Annotated in this window: 14 protein-coding genes and 1 tRNA gene; 6 read left to right on the top strand and 9 right to left on the bottom strand. The window is 59.6% G+C overall.

Translation table 11 applies throughout. The features are described from left to right. The first annotated feature begins 17 nt into the window (after nt 1–17). A complete protein-coding gene (locus tag RAE07_RS07985) occupies nt 18–680 on the top strand; it encodes a GOLPH3/VPS74 family protein (RefSeq protein ID WP_316327712.1) in 663 nt (220 codons plus the stop codon). Nucleotides 681–691: 11 nt separating this feature from the next. Here the strand turns inward: RAE07_RS07985 and typA are convergent, their stop codons facing one another. Then, a complete protein-coding gene (gene typA, locus RAE07_RS07980; protein WP_316327714.1) occupies nt 692–2,602 on the bottom strand; it encodes a translational GTPase TypA in 1,911 nt (636 codons plus the stop codon). A gap of 227 nt (nt 2,603–2,829) precedes the next feature. Here typA and RAE07_RS07975 point away from each other — a divergent pair, with 227 nt between their 5' ends. The 3 genes from RAE07_RS07975 to RAE07_RS07965 are packed head-to-tail and all read left to right on the top strand — an operon-like array spanning nt 2,830 to nt 5,094. After that, nucleotides 2,830–3,606: an Rv1157c family protein gene (locus RAE07_RS07975; RefSeq protein WP_316327716.1), complete on the top strand. Its 777-nt coding sequence runs from the start codon at nt 2,830–2,832 to the stop codon at nt 3,604–3,606. Further along, nucleotides 3,607–4,143: a ribonuclease FAU-1 family protein gene (locus RAE07_RS07970; protein WP_284835702.1), complete on the top strand. Its 537-nt coding sequence runs from the start codon at nt 3,607–3,609 to the stop codon at nt 4,141–4,143. A 3-nt stretch (nt 4,144–4,146) separates the two neighbouring features. Continuing rightward, nucleotides 4,147–5,094 (top strand): DUF808 domain-containing protein, encoded by a 948-nt coding sequence (locus tag RAE07_RS07965; RefSeq protein ID WP_316327720.1) that lies wholly within the window; start codon nt 4,147–4,149, stop codon nt 5,092–5,094. Between the two features lie 24 nt (nt 5,095–5,118). On the opposite strand, the gene zupT is transcribed toward RAE07_RS07965, so the two are convergent. Both zupT and RAE07_RS07955 read right to left on the bottom strand, forming a co-directional pair. Then, the gene (zupT, locus tag RAE07_RS07960; RefSeq protein ID WP_317001679.1) at nt 5,119–5,916 is read right to left on the bottom strand and encodes a zinc transporter ZupT; all 798 of its coding nucleotides are present in this window, start codon (nt 5,914–5,916) and stop codon (nt 5,119–5,121) included. 34 nt (nt 5,917–5,950) lie between these two features. Next, on the bottom strand, nt 5,951–7,888 hold the full coding sequence (locus RAE07_RS07955) for a BCCT family transporter (protein WP_316327722.1): 1,938 nt from the start codon (nt 7,886–7,888) through the stop codon (nt 5,951–5,953). A gap of 191 nt (nt 7,889–8,079) precedes the next feature. Between RAE07_RS07955 and RAE07_RS07950 the strand changes: the two genes are divergently transcribed. Next, nucleotides 8,080–9,171, top strand: a complete 1,092-nt coding sequence (locus RAE07_RS07950) for a hypothetical protein (RefSeq protein WP_259824403.1) — start codon at nt 8,080–8,082, stop codon at nt 9,169–9,171. Nucleotides 9,172–9,197: 26 nt separating this feature from the next. Here the strand turns inward: RAE07_RS07950 and selB are convergent, their stop codons facing one another. The 3 genes from selB to RAE07_RS07935 all read right to left on the bottom strand — a co-directional run bounded on the left by selB (nt 9,198) and on the right by RAE07_RS07935 (nt 12,407). Then, complete coding sequence (gene selB, locus RAE07_RS07945) at nt 9,198–10,970, bottom strand: selenocysteine-specific translation elongation factor (RefSeq protein ID WP_259824404.1); 1,773 nt, start codon at nt 10,968–10,970, stop codon at nt 9,198–9,200. Next, on the bottom strand, nt 10,971–12,233 hold the full coding sequence (gene selA, locus RAE07_RS07940) for an L-seryl-tRNA(Sec) selenium transferase (protein ID WP_396335056.1): 1,263 nt from the start codon (nt 12,231–12,233) through the stop codon (nt 10,971–10,973). A 79-nt stretch (nt 12,234–12,312) separates the two neighbouring features. Beyond that, nucleotides 12,313–12,407 (bottom strand) — tRNA-Sec (locus RAE07_RS07935). A 178-nt stretch (nt 12,408–12,585) separates the two neighbouring features. Here RAE07_RS07935 and selD point away from each other — a divergent pair. After that, on the top strand, nt 12,586–13,569 hold the full coding sequence (selD, locus tag RAE07_RS07930) for a selenide, water dikinase SelD (protein ID WP_317001677.1): 984 nt from the start codon (nt 12,586–12,588) through the stop codon (nt 13,567–13,569). Nucleotides 13,570–13,756: 187 nt separating this feature from the next. Here the strand turns inward: selD and nrfD are convergent, their stop codons facing one another. The 3 genes from nrfD to fdnG are packed head-to-tail and all read right to left on the bottom strand — an operon-like array spanning nt 13,757 to nt 19,194. Then, entirely contained in the window at nt 13,757–14,872 is a 1,116-nt protein-coding gene (gene nrfD, locus RAE07_RS07925; RefSeq protein WP_200287806.1) for an NrfD/PsrC family molybdoenzyme membrane anchor subunit, read from the bottom strand. Beyond that, complete coding sequence (locus tag RAE07_RS07920; protein ID WP_200287808.1) at nt 14,869–15,927, bottom strand: 4Fe-4S dicluster domain-containing protein; 1,059 nt, start codon at nt 15,925–15,927, stop codon at nt 14,869–14,871. The genes nrfD and RAE07_RS07920 overlap by 4 nt, the downstream gene beginning before the upstream one ends. Further along, a complete protein-coding gene (gene fdnG / locus RAE07_RS07915) occupies nt 15,928–19,194 on the bottom strand; it encodes a formate dehydrogenase-N subunit alpha (protein WP_316327725.1) in 3,267 nt (1,088 codons plus the stop codon). Nucleotides 19,195–19,205: the final 11 nt, after the last annotated feature.

Genomic DNA, 19,205 nt, shown 5'->3' with positions numbered 1-19,205 from the left:
CTTTGAGGGAGGCACCAATGCTGATTTGCCAAGAAATGTTCCTGCTATTAACCAAAGACAATGGCAAGAAAGAAGACTGGGTGTCCAATAATGAGGCCGCCCTACGCGCTACCGTCCTCGCGGACCTACTGCTGGGCGGGCACGTCGAACTTGCGGAAAAGAAAAAGGTAGTAACTACCACCCAGCGCCCAAAGAACCCAGTTTTGGCCTGGGCATGGGAGGAGTTACAGCAGCACAAGACCGCCAGTACGAAGGAGCTCTTGGAAGCTTCTTGGTTTACCCCACGGGAAATCATCGCCTTGGATTTCCACGCGAATGGCCAGCTCGACATAGAAAAAGCCAAGTGGTGGCAATGGGGCGGCGACCGCTACATCATGACGAACTTGGAATTAGAGCACCAACTGCGCGAGCGGCTGGTCGCGGTGCTGGAAGCACAACGCCCAGCCGAGGTCAATGACGTCATCATCCTCGATATCCTCCGCGAAGTCTCCGGTGCCTATACTCTGCTCAAAAATGATGCGGAGGGCATGAAGCGACGGGAAATGCGGGCACGCATTCAGCAGATCAAAAAGGAGGTGGCATATGACAAAACCGCCTCCTCAGCGGTTAAGGCCGTAGTAGAGGAGGCGGCAGCAGTAGCGGCGGTGGTTGCCACCTCAGCGGCAATCACTACCACCTAAGGTGGTGCTCACTACTTATTCATCTGCTTCGCGCGCGCAGCAGCACGCTTGCGATCAGTAGCGGAAAGCTCAACCTTACGTACGCGCAGAGCATTCGGGGCAACCTCGACGCACTCGTCGTTGCCACAGAACTCCAGCGCCTCTTCCAGGGAGAGGGTGTGTGCCTTGGCAAGGGTGACCGTGGCATCCGCCGTTGCGGAGCGCATATTGGTCAGCTTCTTTTCCTTGGTGATGTTGATGTCAATATCCTCGTCGCGGTTATTGGCACCAACGACCATGCCCTCGTAGGCCTCAGCGCCTGGTTCGACGAAGAAGTTGCCACGGTCGGCCAGCTGCATCAGCGCGTACTGGGTGATTTGACCGCTACGGTCAGCAACCAAGGAGCCGGTCGGACGGGACTTGATCTCGCCCGCCCATACGTCCAAGCCATCAGAGATGGAGTTGGCGATGCCGGCACCGCGGGTCTCGGTCATAAACTGGGTGCGGAAGCCAATGAGTCCACGGGCGGGAACGCGGAAGATCATGCGTACCCAGTCCCCCTCGCGCACATCCATAGCCTGCATCTGGCCCTTGCGGGCTGCCAGCAGCTGGGTGATAGCGCCCTGGTGCTCAGAGGGGGAGTCGATGGTGAGGATTTCGTACGGCTCGTAGGTCTTGCCGTCGACTTCCTTAGTAACAACCTGCGGCTTACCGACGGTCAGCTCGAAGCCTTCGCGACGCATGGACTCGATAAGCACGGACAGCGCCATTTCGCCGCGGCCCTGTACCTCCCAAGCATCAGGACGCTCGGTCGGCAGCACGCGCAGGGAGACGTTACCGATGAGCTCCTGCTCGAGACGAGCCTTGACCATACGGGCGGTGAGCTTATCGCCGCCGCCCTGGCCTGCCATCGGGGAGGTATTGACACCAATGGTCATGGAAATGGCCGGCTCATCCACAGTGATGCGCGGCAAAGCCTCTGGGTGCTCCGGATCGGCGATGGTGTCACCAATCATGACGTCAGAAATGCCGGAGATAGCCACGATGTCACCGGCGATGGCTTCCTCGGCCGGCTGACGCTCGAAGCCGACGGTGCGCAGCAGCTCGGCGACCTTCACGGTCTTGGTGTGCTGGTTGCCATCCTCGTCGTAGTGGATCCAGGCCACCTGCTGGCCCTTCTTAATGCGGCCGGCGTAGATACGCAGCAGCGCGATACGGCCTAGGAAGTCGGAGGCGTCCAGGTTGGTCACGTGCGCCTGCAGTGGGGCGTCGACGGTAGCGGAAGGCTCTGGGAGGACGTTATAGATGACGTCGAAAAGCGGCTGCAGATCCTCGCCCGCAGGGACGTTGCCATCGCCTGGGTTCTCGGTGGAGGCAACGCCGGCGCGGCCGGAAGCGTAGAGAACCGGCAGGTCCAGCAGCTCCTCGGCGGCGGCTGCAGCTTCCTCATCCTCCAGGCCGGCGGCGATTTCCAGCAGGAGGTCCTGGGACTCGGAGACAACCTCGTCGATGCGGGCATCCGGGCGGTCAGTCTTGTTCACGCAGATGATAACCGGCAGCTTGGCTTCCAGTGCCTTGGTGAGCACGAAGCGGGTCTGCGGCAGCGGTCCCTCGGAGGCATCGACGAGCAAGACGACGCCATCCACCATGGAAATACCGCGCTCGACCTCGCCACCGAAGTCGGCGTGGCCTGGGGTGTCGATGACGTTAATAATCAGGTCCTGGCCGTCCTTGCCTAGGCCCTTGCGGTGAATGGCCGTGTTCTTGGCCAGAATGGTAATGCCGCGCTCGCGCTCCTGATCATTGGAGTCCATGACGCGGTCCGTGTGTTCACCGTGGTCACCAAAGGCGCCGGACTGCTCCAGCATGCCGTTGACCAGGGTGGTCTTGCCATGGTCAACGTGCGCGACGATGGCAACATTACGGAACTCGGTATTACTCACTAGTGGGGTTCTCCTTCGGAGGATCTACAGCGCTTGCGCGCGCGAATTTGATCTTGAACGAGCTCCCACGATACCCCCTTAAAGGGCCAAGTGCAGCATTGGGGTTGGCTTTACCCGGTAACGCACCGTATAGGGCGAGCGAAGATTCTTATAGATCGCAAACACACTTGACACCTCCCTAGCTATCACTATCGTTACTTTAGGTACTATTGTTACGATTGTGACTAATGGGGTTTGAATGCCCTGACCGAGACCGCACCCAAGGAATTGATAACGTGAGCAACGCCCGCACCACCTGGCGCCTATCCGGCCGCATCGGTTATATTACCGCCGCCACGGCCGCGCTCATCGGCCTCGCCTCCCCACTCGTCGCCCCAGCGCAGGCATCTGCACCAGACCTTTCTATCCTGGTGCAGCAGGCTTCTTCCCATAGCCCCCTCGACGAGCTAGGCCGCCCCAATCAGGAAACCCAGGACCGCATCCGCGCTTTTGCGGCACAACCTTGGATTCCCGAGGATGTTCGCAACGCTATTCTCTCGGGCCTCGCGTTCTTCGCCGGCGGCGGCGATGGCAAGGGCGGCGTGGCTATGCCGGAGGGCAATAACCCGAATTTCCGCCAGTTTTATTGGCCCACCGTCTCCGCACATTGCATCGGCGGCACCAGCGATGCCATGGGCTCGGCCATTGCCGTACCTGGCCCCACGGAAATGCCAGCACCTGGTGCACAACCCGGCGAGACCGTCTTCCTCTTTACCGCTCTTGGCACCCCTCCGGCCGCGCGCGAGCAGGGCGGAATGAATGTGCAGTGGTTCAACCTAGATACCCTGCGCAGCGGCATCACCCCGCTGAATAACAATGGCATCAACCAGGATGGCCCCACCACCTTGTCCGGCACCGCCCAGACCGGCAAAGGCACCGTTATCGCGCTTCTATCCGGCGGCGTTAATACCCAAGAGTCCCACTGCAAATTCGCCCCCACTGCCGCTTTCCTTGAGGTGAAGTAGATGGCGGTGGACCTCCATCCGGTCAAGCGCGAGACCTTTAATACCATCGATTACACCAATACCGACCCCAAAGGTTTCCTGCGCGAGGTCGATACCTACACCGAAACCGAGTTTGGTCTGTACATGGCCCGCGGCGCCGATCACCCACGCTTTGGTTACCTAGAATCGTGGCTGCTACCCGGCCTTAACCTGCGTGCCAATATCTTTCACTTCCGTCCGGGCGTAGACGTCCACCAAGATTTTTATATCGACGTTGCCGAAATCCAGCGCGATGGTGCGCTCTGGACCACCCGCGATCTTTATGTGGACCTGGTCGCAACGCGCGACGAGCCCATTTCCGTCCTCGATATTGATGAGCTCTCTGCCGCCACCTCCGCTGGCTTGATTACTGCCGAGGAGGCAGAAAAAGCGATCGACACCACCCTAACCGCAGTGGAAGGCATTACTCGCAGCGGTGACGATGCGATGGCTTGGTTGGCACATCAAGGGATAAACTTGACGTGGTCCGATGACATTACCCTAACCCCAGAAGGATAATCTATGGCCGGTGGCCTATTTGCGCTGCTTGACGACGTCGCTTTGATCGCCCGCTCCGCAGCTTCCAGCGTTGACGATGTGGCCGCACTCGCGGGCAAGACCTCGGTGAAAGCCGCTGGTGTTGTAGTCGATGATGCCGCGGTAACCCCGCAATACGTCGAAGGTATTAAGCCGCAGCGCGAGCTGCCGATGATTTGGCGCATCACCAAGGGCTCGCTTATCAATAAGCTCGTTATCATCTTGCCTATCGCGATGATCCTCTCCTGGATCGCCCCGTGGGCACTCACGCCTATCTTGATGTGCGGCGGTACCTACCTTTGCTTCGAGGGTGCCGAGAAAATCTTGCACCACCTTCTTCCCCACCGAGAGAAAGAAACCGAGTCGGTGCAAGAAAAGGGTGCCGACGCCGAAGACAGCTTAGTCAAGTCCGCGATTACCACTGACCTCATCTTGTCGTCTGAAATCATGGTCATTTCCTTGAACGAGGTCATCGACCAGCCGTTCTGGATGCGACTCGGGGCCCTCATTTTCGTCGGCATCATATTGACCTTGGGCGTCTACGGCGCCGTGGGCCTATTGGTCAAGATGGACGATATTGGCATGGCCTTAAATGAGCGCCACAATGGCAAGTCCACGGTGGGCAACGCGCTTGTCAAGGGCATGCCCATTGTGCTCGATATCATCGGTGTCATCGGCACCGCCGCGATGCTATGGGTCGGCGGCCATATCGTAGTCAAGGGCTTGCACGAATTCGGCATGAACCAGCCGCACGAATTCATCGCTTCCGTGACCGAAAAGATTTCTAATGGCGCCCTGGCTTGGCTGGCAGAGACCGGCATGTCCATGGTTTGCGGACTGGTTCTCGGCACGGTCATCGCCACCATCGTCATGGCGGTCAAGGCCTCCTTTGGCGAGTCCTCGGCCTCCTCTGCCAAGCAGGCGGAGGCTTAGGCTTAAATCACCACAGCCCAGCAGCTACATAAATAGCATGAGCGATACCGCCATTACGGCCATGCCGGCGCTCAGGCCATAAATGGCATGGTGATGCTCGCCGGTTTCTTCGGCGGTGGGCAAAAGCTCATCCAGTGAGATAAAGACCATGATGCCGGCGATGGCGGCGAAGCTGATTCCCATTGTCGCCGGCCCAATAACCGGCATGAGAAGGCCGAAACCAATGAGTGCGCCAATCGGCTCTGCCAGTCCAGACAAGGTGGCCCACCAAAAGGCCTTCGTGCGTGATCCGGTTGCCTCCCGCAGCGGGACGGCCACCGCGATGCCTTCCGGGATATTGTGAATGGCGATTGCCACCGCCACCGGCACCGCGATTTCCTTAGACTCTAGGCCGGATAAGAAGGTAGCGAATCCTTCCGGAAAATTGTGCAGCCCCAGCGCGCAGGCGGTAAATACGCCAGTTTTCATCAGCTTTTTGCGGCGGGCCTCTTCGGCCGTTGTAGCCGGCTCATGGGGGTTGATCTCTTCCGGCACGAGCCGGTCAATGATGGCAATGACGGCAATGCCAGCAAAGAAGGCACCGACGGCGGCCCAGGTGCCAGCGGTTTCTCCCCCGAGGGCGTCGGAAAGCTGGGATATGCCTTCGGGGAGAATCTCCATGAAGGAGACGTAGAGCATCACACCGGCCGAAAGACCTAGAGCTGCAGCCATGAAAGCCGGGCCCGGCTGGCGCTTTCCCACCGCCAAGGCTCCGCCAATCGAGGTCGATAGCCCCGAAAGCAGCACCAAGGCGAAGGCGAAAACAAAGGTACTAAGAGTCATAGCTGGCACCCTACCTGATAATAATTATCAGGTATTAACCCTCATCTTTGTCCTCAGGCACAGGAGAGATAAATTCGCCATTCTTGATAGAAGGATCATTATCCACGTACTCGCCTGTCTCGTAGTCATAGCCCACAGCGTGGCCTTCCTCGTCCGTGCGCGCGTACCAATCGGTCACCTCTGCTGCAGTGGAGTTAAAGTGCGCGCCCGTTGCATAGTCCCCCTCCGTCGGTTCAATGGACAAGGCAAAATTATCGCCATAATCGCGCACGCCACGCACAATCGCATTAGAAACCGCCTCATCCTCGTAGAAGTGACGGATAGAGATTGGATCATGGCGCAGCTCGCGCACCAGCGCGATACACATAAGCACAATGATGACCGCAAATGGCAGAGAGGTAATCGTAATAAGATTCTGCAGGCCCTGCAGCGCATTGCGTCCGCCAGCGAGCAAAATGACCACGGCGATGCCGGCCATGCACACCACCCAAAAGACGGTAACAATAGGGTTTGGCTTGGGGTTACCCCGCTGCGTGAGCTGCGAGTTCACAATGGATGCGGAGTCCGCCGTGGTAATGAAGAAGACAACCAGCATGAGAATGACAATGGGTGCCATCCACTCTGCACCTGGGAAATGGTCCAGGACCTTAAAGAAGATATCTTCTGCCGCCGGCATAGAGTCAATAGTGCCGTCCGGGGCGATATCGCCATCGCGGCGCTGCAGCCAAATGGTGGTGCCACCAAGAATGGTAAAGGCAGCAACAATGATGGCCGATGGAATAAGCAGCACGCCAAGCACGAATTGGCGGATGGTACGCCCGCGCGAAATCTTGGCTACGAAAACACCCACAAACGGTGACCACGATACCCACCAAGCCCAGTAGAAGGTGGTCCATGAGGAGAGGAATGCCACCATATCTTCGCCCTCGCCCATATTGGCAGAGAGCATCTGCGGCATTTCATCGAGATACTCAATCACCACTGCCGGCAACATGTTGATCAAGAAAGCGGTGGGACCTACCACGAAGAAGAACAGCGCCAGCGCAAGCGCTAGCACCAGGTTGATATTTGAGAGCCAACGAATGCCCTTAGCCACGCCCGAAACGGCCGAAAAAATCGTGCCGATAGACAGCACCACGATAATGACCAGCGCCGCAGTATTGCCGGTGGTGGACCAGCCGCTAACCAATTCCACGCCGCGGCCGATCTGCAGCGCACCAATGCCCAAGGTCGCGGCGGTACCAAAGAGCGTGGCAATAATGGCCAGGCCGTCGATGATGCGCGCCGGCAGGGAATCCGTAGAACGATTGCCGAAAAGCGGCATCAAAATGGAACTCATCAGGGGAACGCGGCCGCGGCGGAAAGACACATAGGCCACGCACAAGCCCACGATGGCATAGATTGCCCAAGCATTAAATCCCCAGTGCATTGCGGCCTGAGCCATTGCCCCAAGCATGGCTTTATCGCTAGCTGCCTCGTACGCGCCTGGCCGCGGCGAAAGGTAGTAGCTCAGCGGTTCGAAGGGGCCGAAGAAAATAATGCCGATACCAATGCCAGCACCAAAGAGCATCGCAGCCCAGCTCACCGTGGAAAACTCTGGCTTCTCCCCATCGAGCCCCAGTGGAATCTTTCCGTACTTGGAAAAGGCCAAGATGAGGAGCAAAAACATCAGGAACGTAGCCAAGGCAGTAAAAATCCAACCCAAGTTGCGCATTACCCAATCCAGCGCGGCCGAAGAGGCATCAAAGACTTGCTCGGGCGCAACCACACCCCAAATGACGAAGGCCATGACCAGGCCGCCGACCGCCACAAGGATCGGCTTATCCACTCCATATTTAACCTTCTGATCCTCAATGGAAACGCCCGGCACCAGCGCAGGGTGGATATTATGCGGGTACATAATGTCTTTGAGAATGCGCTTGGCGTTACGGGTGCGTTTTTTACTTTCTTCCGAGCTATTTACCCCGCGCACAGGGCGGGATGAAGAAGACGGTGAAGAAGAGATGGTTCTACTCCTATTCTATTTTCAGGCGTCACTTTGAAAGAGCTGTCTACACATTAATAAAAACTCGCTGGATATAAAGCTGGCATCAGCCTTACCCCCATATGCGTAAAATAGGTCCAGCATTGTTTACCGGCCTTAAACCTTGGGAGTGACTTTCTATGGCGCTTTACCCGCTCGCGACTAGTTACTTCGGCGTGGAGCATGTCGCAGTCCTTGAGCACCCCGTGCTGGGCACCGCGTTGAGCATCCCCGGCGTGGCCGAGCACGCAGCGCTTGTCGATGTCTCCCTAGAGCCCGATACCTACACCAACGGCTGGCGCATCCGCTCAGACTTCGGCTTTTTAGGTTTTTTGGATGAGGTAGAAGCCGCGGAATATCCCGCCCTAGAGCGTTTGAAAAACTCGTTTGCCCAGCCACAGACTAGTGCCACAGTGGAAGTAGTAGACGGCAAGGTGGAGGTTGCCGTGTCCCTCGGCATGTGGCCGTGGATGGTTCCGGTCAATGACCAGCCCCAAGGAACCGCGCTGCTAGCCGGTGGACGAGGCGTGCTTATCGACGTCGCCGCCGGCGACCTTTCCTCACCCCAGCTTCAGTGCATGGGTACGCAACAATTCTTCGTTACCCTGGAAGACCTTTCCGGTACGGCTGTGGCTACCTGCGACGATATGGTTCTCGGCCCCTGCGGCGATATCGCCTCGCTGCCTGGTCTGCGTGCCGCATTCGAGGCTGCTAGTGCCTCCGGAGCGGGGCTGTCCGCCCGTGCCTACACGAGCCACGGCATGCTTGCAGTCGATATCCCCGCTGATACGGCCACCACCGAGGAAATCTTCTCCCCCGCCGTCCCACCATTGCGCGTGCCTGCTCCCCAACCTGCAATTCCTGCCGCCGCACCTGCATCCATGCCCACACAGCCCGAAGTCTGGGATCACACAGTATCCGGCGAGACCATCGTCACTGCACTTCCCACGGGCTCGCGTCGTCCGCAAGGACCGCACGCGCAGCCAGCCGCACCCGCTGCGCCTTCCCAGACGGCTTCGCCACAACAAACTGCTCACTCGGCCACGCCGCCTAAAGCCAGCGCCAAGCTTGCAGAATTGGTCTCCTCTGTCCCAGGCGAGCAGAGTTTTAGTTGGCGCGTGCTCCCGGTAGCCGAGGAACCAGGCCGTTATTCTTCCGAATCCGCGCGCGTGCGGGCTCGGCGCGTAGCACGCGAGACTTCCCACCACCGCGGAGGAAACCACCGCAAATAGCTACCGGCCCCGCCAAAGTGTCCTTGCTAGCGCAAGGTTCTGCAGCCTCCCTCCCCGCGGCGAGTAATCCGCTGGGCATCTAAATATTCCAGGAGCGGAATGGCTACCCGTCGCGTCGTCCCCAAGGCCCGGCGGGCAGCAGAAAGCGTGAAGGGCTGTTCCAGCTCGGCCAAGTACCGACGCGCTTCCTCTGGTGCCGAGGGCAAAAGCACGATGCTGTGCTGAAGACGCAACAGGCGCCCGGCGCGCTCAGCGGCAGCAAGCTCCTTGGACCCCAGACCCAGCTCTGCCAAATCATCTGCCTCTGGTGCCGCAAAGGGTGACGCTTTAAGTCTCTTCTCGATAACAGCAATGCCCTGCTCAGCCGCGCCGAGATCCACCCGTTGCCCAGGCAAGCGAAGCACTCCCTCACTGCTTTCTGCTTTCGCAGCGGCGATCGCAAGCCCTAGCAATCCTTCGTCGCGCAGGCCGAGGGCATCCATGGCCGCCTTGCGAGGCATTCCCTGCGCCAAGGGATGTGCGGCAGCGTGGGCATGCAGAGCATCGTTGAGTGCTTCCTTCCACCGTGTTACCTGGGAAGCGGCTATCCACCACTCGCGGAAGGCGATGATGCCTGCGGGTGGCGCGGCAGTATCGAAGCCATCGCGGGCGAGGTCTTCTAGGAGGGCGTAGCCGACGCGCCGCAGATAGGAGGCAGGATCCCTAAATGACTCCTGCGCGCTGAGTTCTTCTGCGCGGCGGCGAGCGGCACCGCGACGGTTAAGCTCTGGCGGGCGAAGATCTACTGCTTCTACCCCGGCGACGACGTGGCGGCCGCCGGGGCTGCGGACGACGAAGCGGTCGAGGAGCTGAAGGGGCAACGGATGAGCCAAGCTAAGGCGCGCGAAATCGGACGAAAGGGGCCGCAAGTGGCCCTCTACCCCGGCGGTTCCGGTATGGACGACGAGGTTATCCGGCAGCCCATCGAGCTCGGCGCCAAAGGTGCGGCGAATATCGAGGTGCTCCACCAGTCGCCATGCGCCCAGGCTCAGCACTACGTCGCCGCGATGAATCTCGGCGGCATCTACTCCCCGCAGGTTGACGGCCGCGCGGGTGACAGGGCCAAGGGATTCCTGTGCACGATTTTCGCTGTGCAGTCCCCGAATCTCCACCGTCTTTTCGCCCTCAGCTGTCACCACCTGCAGGCTATCGCCTACGCGCAAGCTGCCCGCGGCGAGTGTTCCGGTGACCACGGTGCCCGCTCCCTTTACGCTAAACGCACGGTCGATCCACAGGCGCACTGGGGCTGTCGGATCGGGAGCAGGTACTTCAGCAAGCACATCATCCAGCGCCCGCCGCAGCTCTGCAATGCCTTCGCCGGTAGGGGCGGAGACGGGGATAATGGGGGCGTCGGCAAGCGGGGTATCTGCCAGCTCCGCACGGATCTCGGCGGTGCGATCTACGGTGGCGCGGTCGCTGCGGGTAAGTACGATAATTCCATGCTCTACGCCCAGTGCCCGCAAGGCATCGCGATGATCGGTGGACTGGGCTTGCCACCCCTCATCAGCTGCCACCACGAAAAGGACCACTGGGGCCGGGCCTACGCCGGCAAGCATATTGCCCAAGAATTTTTCATGGCCAGGCACGTCCACGAAAGCCACATCTGCACCAGAGGGCAAGGTGGTCCAGGCAAATCCTAGGTCAATGGTGAGCCCGCGGCGCTTCTCTTCTTCCCACCGGTCCGGGTCCATCTCCGTAAGTGCGCGCACCAAGGTGGACTTGCCATGGTCTACATGACCGGCGGTAGCAACGACGTACACCTAGCCCACCGCCTTAATCGCGGCAATGACCACGGCGTCTTGGTCTGCGGGAACGCAGCGTATATCCACTAAGCAGTTGCCCTGATGCACCCGGGCTACCACCGGTGGTTCGTGGTGGCGAAGTGCTTCCGCAAAGTGTTCTGGCAGGCTAACTGCATAACCGGGTAGCGGGTATTCGGGCGCCCCGCCACCGCCCACGCGGCCATCGTGGGGCACTACATGCGCACCGACTGCCTCCGCTATCGCTTCCGTGCGCGCGCGATGGGTCTCCCGGTCCAGATGCAATGCATCTTGCACCGCATTCGAAGGCGTGGAAATGGCAGCCTCCAAGGCGTTGAGGCGCAGCTTGTCTATACGCACGGCGCGCGCAAGTGGGTGCTTTTTCACCGCAGCAATCGCCTCCTTGGTGCCGAGCAAAATTCCTGCCTGCGGGCCGCCGAGTAGCTTATCGCCGGAGGCAATGACGATATCGGCGCCGGCGCGCAGCTGGGCCTGAATATCTGGTTCCTCTGGCACTGCGGGATCATGGTTCAGCAAACCAGAACCTAAGTCCACAATGAACCGAGTATGGTGCTGCGCTGCTAGGCGGTGCAGCTCATCCACGCCGACTGCGGAGGTAAAGCCCTCAATGCGGAAGTTAGAAGGGTGCACCTTCAAAATGGCGCCAGTATTTTCCCCCAGCGCGCGCTCATAATCGGCCAGATGCGTGCGATTAGTCGCGCCGACTTCCTTGAGGCGCGTGGCCGTAGACTCGATGAGCTCCGGCAAACGAAAGCCCGCACCGATTTCAATAAGTTCGCCGCGCGAAATGATGACGTCTTTGCCCGGGGCGAGTGCGGCAGTGGCCAAGAGCAAGGCACTGGCGCCGTTATTGACCACGAGGGCATCTTCTGCACCGGGACAGGCCGCAAGCAGCGCAGCCGTGGCGCCAGCTCCGCGGTTTTTTGAGCGCTTGCCGGAGTCAAGGTCCATTTCCACGTCGGTATAAGAGGCGGCGTCATGAAGGGCCTCTACTGCGGCTCTCGGAAGAGGGGCGCGCCCTAAGTTGGTATGGATGATGACGCCGGTGGCGTTGATGACCGGCCGCAGGGAATGCACCCTCTGCTGACCCAGGCGCTGCGCAATTTCTGTGGGGATATCGTTGATAGGCAGCTCGCCGCGGCGTGCTTGGGCAACTGTGCGCTGAACAATTGCACGAATGGTGTGCTCGGCAAGGCGCTGTCGCGCGGTTTCTACTTCTGGCAGCTGGAGCAGCTCATCCATGCGGGGAATATTCCGACGGGGATCGGGGCTGGCTGCAGGGGTGGGCGTGGGCACTGTGGCATTCCTCCTTGCGCGCGAATGGCGGAGACGGACAGGAATCGAACCTGCCAGACCGAGATGCTCGGCCTCACCGGTTTTGAAGACCGGGGCGCCCACCAGGACACGTACGCCTCCGTGTGCTCACCTTACACGCGCATTCCCCGGCGCCAATACACCTGTCATCCCTACGTCCACCAAGCCCCTCGAAGGCGAAACCTCGGCGCCCTCTGTCCTATCGCCACACGCCGCCGCAAGCGGGTTCCCGCCCTAGCTTTGCAGCCAGATACTCTCTGGAGATGAGTAAAATGGCGCTATGACCGAAGAAATTAAACTCACCTCTTTCGCCGCAGGCGGCGGTTGCGCCTGCAAGATTCCCGCTGGACAGCTTGAGTCTGCCGTCGAGGGCCTGATAGGCAAGTCCGACCCTAATGTACTGGTGGGCCTAGATGACGGCGATGATGCTGCGGCCGTCAAAATCCAGGATGGTCTAGCAGTTATTTCCACCGCGGATTTTTTCACCCCGATGCTCAATGACCCCTACGATTGGGGGCGAGTGGCTGCGGCCAACGCGCTTTCTGATGTCTATGCCATGGGCGGCACCCCCGTTACCGCCATCAACCTCGTAGGCTGGCCCAATGAAAAGCTCGGACTCGACGTGCTGCGCGAGGTCTTGCGCGGCGGCATGGACGTAGCCACCGAAGCCGGCATCTCTGTTACCGGCGGCCATTCCATTACCGCCCCTGAACCGCTCTATGGCATGGCCGCCACCGGTATCGTCGCGCCCGAAAAGCTCATGCGCAACGACGCCGCCGAGCCCGGCTTGCCCATTACCCTCACCAAGCCCATCGGCGTAGGCATCCTTAACAATAAACACAAGGCCACCGGCGAGGTATCCCAAGCCGCAGTCGATTCCATGACCACCTTGAACCGCGAGGCCGCCCGTGCCGCGGTGGAGGCGGGCGTGCGTGCGGCCACCGATGTCACCGGCTTCGGCCTGCTCGGCCACCTTTATAAGATGTGCCGCGCCTCTGGCATCGCCGCGGAGCTCGACTTTTCCGCCGTGCCCACCATCGACGGCGCGAAGGAGGCCTTGGCGGAAGGATTCATCCCCGGTGGCTCCCGCCGCAACCTCGACTGGGTACGCCCACACCTGGAAACCTCCTTGAGCGAGGAAGAGCTGGTGCTGCTTGCCGACGCCCAAACTTCCGGCGGACTCCTCCTCATCGGCGAGGTCCCCGGCTACCCCGTCATCGGCCACACCACCGAGTGCACGGGCGATGCTTATATCAAGGCCTAAATTTTCTCCTCCCCAGCGCCCCTAGCCGCGCTGGGGTTGATGGGGTGTGCAACCGGAGGGAGCATCGCCAAGCGCATGCTCCCCTCCCCTTCGGGTCCACCGACCGGCAGTTTTATTGCTCCGCAGCCGAGCAACAACGCAGGAAAGATATCGGCGCGGAACTCGCTCCCGCCCTACAGGAGGTGGACTAGTCCGGGCTCACCACATCGTGGTCGAGGCCCTGCTCGCGCCGGCGCTTTTCCGCCCGGCGCTTTTGCGGCCCGATGGTAGTCTCCGGATTCTTCACTGCTTCTAGGCCGGCGTTGAGCACACCAAAGCGGGTGCACGCCGATCCCGCCAATAGCGATAGCCCCGCGGCCACCGATACCGCGCGGGACTTTGTGGCCGCAGCCAGCATGCTCCCCACGCCACCGGCCGCAATGAGGTATTCCGAAGCCTTCATCAGCATGCCCGGCTTTCCCTCGTGCAGCTCCTCGCGCGGCTCCGGCTCCATGCCTTCTTCCAAGACCTTGGTCGCCGCTAGATCGCTGGCCGCGGCGGCCATGCCCAACACGCGGGCAGGACCTGCGTGCTCGACCGGGGTGGTCACCATAGCCATTCCTGATGACGCCGCCGCTGCCGAGGAAACGAAGACATACGGCAGGTGCTTTTTCATGTCATTCCACACCGGGTTCGAGGTATTCGACAGCAATACCGCGGTATATCCCGCTAGCGGACCACCGAGCACTCCCGCGACTGCGCCTGCCGGTCCACCAGCTTTCTGCAGCGCCGTGCGCACGAACTTAGGCAGGGGCAGCTTATGTCCAGTCGCTGCATCCACTTCCGCTGCGGCCGGCAGCGCGGCCGCGCTCGCAAAGCCCGACAGGATCCACGATCCCAGAGACATCGGCGAGGTCACCTTGAAGACGCGGAACATATTCAGCGCGCGCTCCGGGCGGCCCAAATCTAGAATCAAAAAGACTGATCCCGCGGCCGCCGCGCCAAAGGCAGAAAGGCGGGTGGTACGACGCAGCGGTGCATTGCCTACGGCCTGTGCGCCGGCGGCCAAAAGCCCCGATCCGCCACTGACGCCGCCCAAGAAGAGATACGCACCGATTGGCCATTCCCACGGCGGCGCCTTAACTACTGGGCGGCCGTAGTAGGACGAGAACTCGAAATCCTGCGCCATGCGCTCTTCTTTGGAGCCATCCTGCGCGCCCGCGCCCGGGCGCTTGCGCTTCTTTTTAGGTTTGGTGCCATCAAATTTCCGGTAGCGGTTACGACGCTCCGGCTGCGGCGGGCGGTACTCATCAAAGTTGCTCATTTACGTCCCCCAATCAGGAAGGAACCGGCCACGGCCAGCGCCATGCCGCCGATGGCCTTCACTGCGGTCTTATACATCTGCGGCAAATCCGCCGTCGGCACGCGTGGATCTGGCGGAAGTCCATAGACCTCTGGCGAATCCAAAAGCAAGAAGATGGATCCGGTTCCGCCCACACCATCATCGTGATTAGCACCATAAAGCCGGGCTTCAGTAATCCCCTGCTCGTGCAGTACCCGCACGCGTTCCTTGGCGGCTGCCACCATCTCCTCATAAGGGCCAAACTGGATGGAATCCGTCGGACAGGTCTTAGAACACGCTGGCTGCTCGCCCTGCTTCAGCCGGTCGTAGCACATAGTGCACTTCTGGGCCACGCCCAAGTTCTTGATCGGCATCGCCTCGCCCGGTGTATGGTCCGGGCCTTGCGGGGCAAGCTGCTTGAGCTTTTTCAACACGTTGACGCCAGCATGGGAATTATCGACGTAATCCACCGTGGCGGTCTTGTCATATTTCAGCGCCACACCGCCATCATCGCGGCGTTCAATGACACCGAACGGGCAACCGGCTACGCATGTCCCGCAGCCATTGCACACGTCATCTTGCACTACCACAGTGCCAAACTCGGTGCGAAACAGTGCGCCGGTAGGACAGACATCGAGGCAACCTGCATGCGTGCAGTGCTTGCAGACATCCGAGGACATCAGCCACCGGAAGGTATCGGTATCCGGCGGAGTGGTATCAACTTCCTGCGGCTGCGCCCCGACCGAAGGCATGCCCAAAGAAATGAGCTTCTTTCCCTCCTCGCGGGCGTGCTCGATACGGTCATTATTTTGTTCCACGAAGGCCACGTGCCGCCAAGTATTAGCGCCCAGCGCACCGGTGTTGTCATAGGAATCACCGGTGACGTCATAGCCTTCGACCGGATTGCGGTTCCACTCCTTGCACGCCACCTCGCAGGCCTTACAACCAATACAAATGGAGGTATCGGTAAAAAAGGCCATGCGGCGGTACTTATCGTAGCCGTGCCGGCTCGCGTTCTCGGTCAGTAGATTTGTCATTTACTTACCTTCTTCGCTTTCCTCGCCCTTCTCGCCGGGTGTGTCCGCATCCACGGGCTGCTGCGGCTCTGGATTATAGGTGAAGGAATCATCCACGGTGAGTAGATCATTGCCGGAATCTAGGTTCAGGTGCGCACGCTTCTGGTATTCCTTGAGCATCTCCACACGGGCCTCACCACGCGGACGACGCCCCGGCTGGATATCGCAGGCACCGATCTTGGAATTCTGAATGAATACGTTCGGCTCCAGCGTGAGGCCCAGCAAATCATTGGCACCATCGCCAGCTACGGCTGTGGAATCGGACTCGCCATAGTGATACGGCAAACCAATTTGGTGGAACTCCTCACCATTGATCTTCATCATCTGCATACGGTCAGTGACCAAGACCTGCGCCTCAATCACGCCGCGAGGCGAGACGATGGTGGCCCACTTTCCATTTTCTAGCCCACGCTTTTCTGCCAAGGCCTTATCAACCTCGCAGAATAGGCCCGGCTGCAACTCCGCCAGATACGGCAAGCGGCGTGACATCGCACCCGAGGTGTACATCTCCGTGAGGCGATACGTGGAAAAGACGAACGGGAAAACCTCAGAGCCCGGCTCGCCCGGCTCTGGACGCGACAGGTTATCTGGACGCTTAATGGTCAGACGCGTCGGCGACTGCTGCTGCTTGTACAGCACATTGTGTACCGGGGACTCGTGCGGCTCATAGTGGGTGGGCAAAGGGCCGTCGGAAAGCCCGGTCGGCGCAAAGAGCCAACCGCGGCCATCAGCCTGCATGATGAAGGCATCGGTGCCATCGAGGGCGTCCGGCCCCACGGCGTCGACCGGAGCCTTGTAGTCAGGGGCCTTAGTAACCGGGAAGTCCGGCACGTCATCGCCAACCCACTTTCCTTTGTCAGCATCCCACCACACATACTTCTTGCGCTCCGACCACGGAGTGCCATCCGGCTTCGCCGAAGCGCGGTTGTAGAGCAGGCGGCGGTTTGCCGGCCACACCCAGCCCCACTCCGGAGCAACCTCATTTTGCTCCGAACCAGGAACCTTGCGGGCGGACTGATTAATACCATCCTTAAACACGCCAGTGTAGATCCAGCAGCCACCCGAGGTGCTGCCATCATTTTTCATCTCCACGAAGGCAGGCAAAAGCTCGCCCTTCTTCGGGCCCTCAAGGTAATAACCATTGATCTCCTTGAGGACGTCCTCAGAATTCGGCTCACCTTCCTCGGTTTCCACATAATCCCACGTGACCTTCTGCAAAGGCAGATCTCGCGGATCAGTGGAATCGCGCAGACGCTCCTTAATCTTCTTGCCCAACTGGTAGAAGAACCACAGGTCACTCTTGGCATCACCTGGCGGCGGTGCCGCCTGGAAACGCCATTGCAACATGCGCTGGGTTTGGGTGAAGGTACCGGCCTTTTCCACGTGGGTTGCCGCCGGCATCAAGAAAACCTCGGTACCGATATCTTCGGTCTTGAGCTCGCCGTTTTTAATCTCCGGCGAATCCTTCCAGAACGAGGCAGTCTCAATCTCCTGGAAATCGCGCACAACCAGCCACTTTAGCGCCGCCAAACCACGGCGCTGCATGCCGCCATTAGACTGCGCCACTGCCGGATTCTGGCCGAAGACAAAATAGCCTTCCACCTGCTCATCCAGCATTGCCATGAGCGTTTCATAGGTCGAATGCGCACCAGAAATACGCGGCATGAGGTCATAACCCCACCCGTTTTCCTTGGTCGCTGCATCGCCCCAGTAGGACTTCATCAGCGAGACCGCATAGTTCTCACCGATCTGCCAGAAGCCCTTCTGCGACTCATTACGGATGCCATCCACGAACTCCGGCCAGCTCTGCTTCTCGACGCTCGGCATCGGCAAATACCCCGGCAGCGAATGGAACAGCGTCGGAATATCGGTAGACCCCTGAATAGACGCGTGTCCACGCAACGCCATAATGCCCGAGCCTGGTCGGCCCACATTACCGGTCAGCAGCTGCAAGATGGCTGCGGTACGGATGAACTGTGCGCCCAAAGTGTGCTGAGTAAAGCCCAAAGCATAAGCAAAGCACGTGGTGCGATCCGGCGTGGAATTCTGCGCAATCGACTCCGCAAGGTAGTAGAAGTCCTCTTGCGCAATACCGCAGGTCTCCTCCACTATCTCAGGCGTATAGCGTGCGTAATGGCGCTTGAGAATCTGGAAAACCGAATTAGGATGCTCCAGCGATTCATCGCGTTCCACATTCCACGACGCACCCTTGGGCTTCTGCACGTACTGCCACGAATCCGTGACGTATTTTCCGGTCTCTGGGTCATAGCCAGAGAACAAACCATCTAGATCCTCGGTGTCTTGGTAGTCCTCCGAGATAATCATCGGCGCATTGGTATACGCCACCACATAGTCATGGAAGTACAGCTCATTTTCCAGCAGATAATTAATCACTGCACCCAATAGCACGACATCCGTGCCACCGCGAATACCAATGTGGCGATTCGCAAACGCGGACGTACGCGTATAGCGCGGATCCACGTGAATGATGCGTGCCCCACGCTTTTTGGCCTCTACTACCCACTGGAATCCCACTGGGTGGCACTCGGCCATATTAGAACCCTCAATGACGATGCAGTCCGCATTCGCCATATCCTGCAGCGGTTGGGTTGCGCCGCCGCGGCCAAACGAAGTTCCTAGACTAGGAACGGTGGCGGAGTGTCATATACGCGCCTGGTTCTCGAGCTGTATCGCACCGGCTGCGGTAAACAGCTTCTTAATAAGGTAATTTTCCTCATTGTCCAAGGTCGCACCGCCGAGACCGGCGATGCCCATCGTGCGATTGAGGGTACGTCCCTCATCGTCGACATCCTGCCAACCGTTGCGGCGAGCCTCAAGGAAACGATCCGCGATCATTTCCATCGCGGTATCTTCATCAAGGTCCTGCCACTGCGAAGAGTAAGGCGCGCGGTACTTAATCTTGGTCAGGCGCGTAGCGGAGTTAATGAGCTGCTCCGACGCAGATCCCTTCGGGCACAAGCGCCCACGAGAAATGGGCGAATCCGGATCACCCTCTACCTGGATGACACGGTCATCTTTGACATACACGCGCTGCGAGCAACCGACCGCACAGTACGGGCACACTGACTGCACCACGCGGTCCGCTTCCACGGTGCGTCCATGTTTATCCTTGCTCTTTTGAGACTGCGTATTGACGTCCCTGCCAAAGGGATCGCCGCTGCGCAGCTGGCGCACAACCGGCCAGTTGAGAGGGCTAAAGCGAGACATATCCATAAATC

The sequence above is a fragment of the Corynebacterium nasorum genome (assembly GCF_032821635.1).
Classification (GTDB): Bacteria; Actinomycetota; Actinomycetes; order Mycobacteriales; family Mycobacteriaceae; genus Corynebacterium; species Corynebacterium kefirresidentii.
Note: the sequence above shows the minus strand (reverse complement) of the source record. Positions and strands in the feature narration are given on the sequence as shown.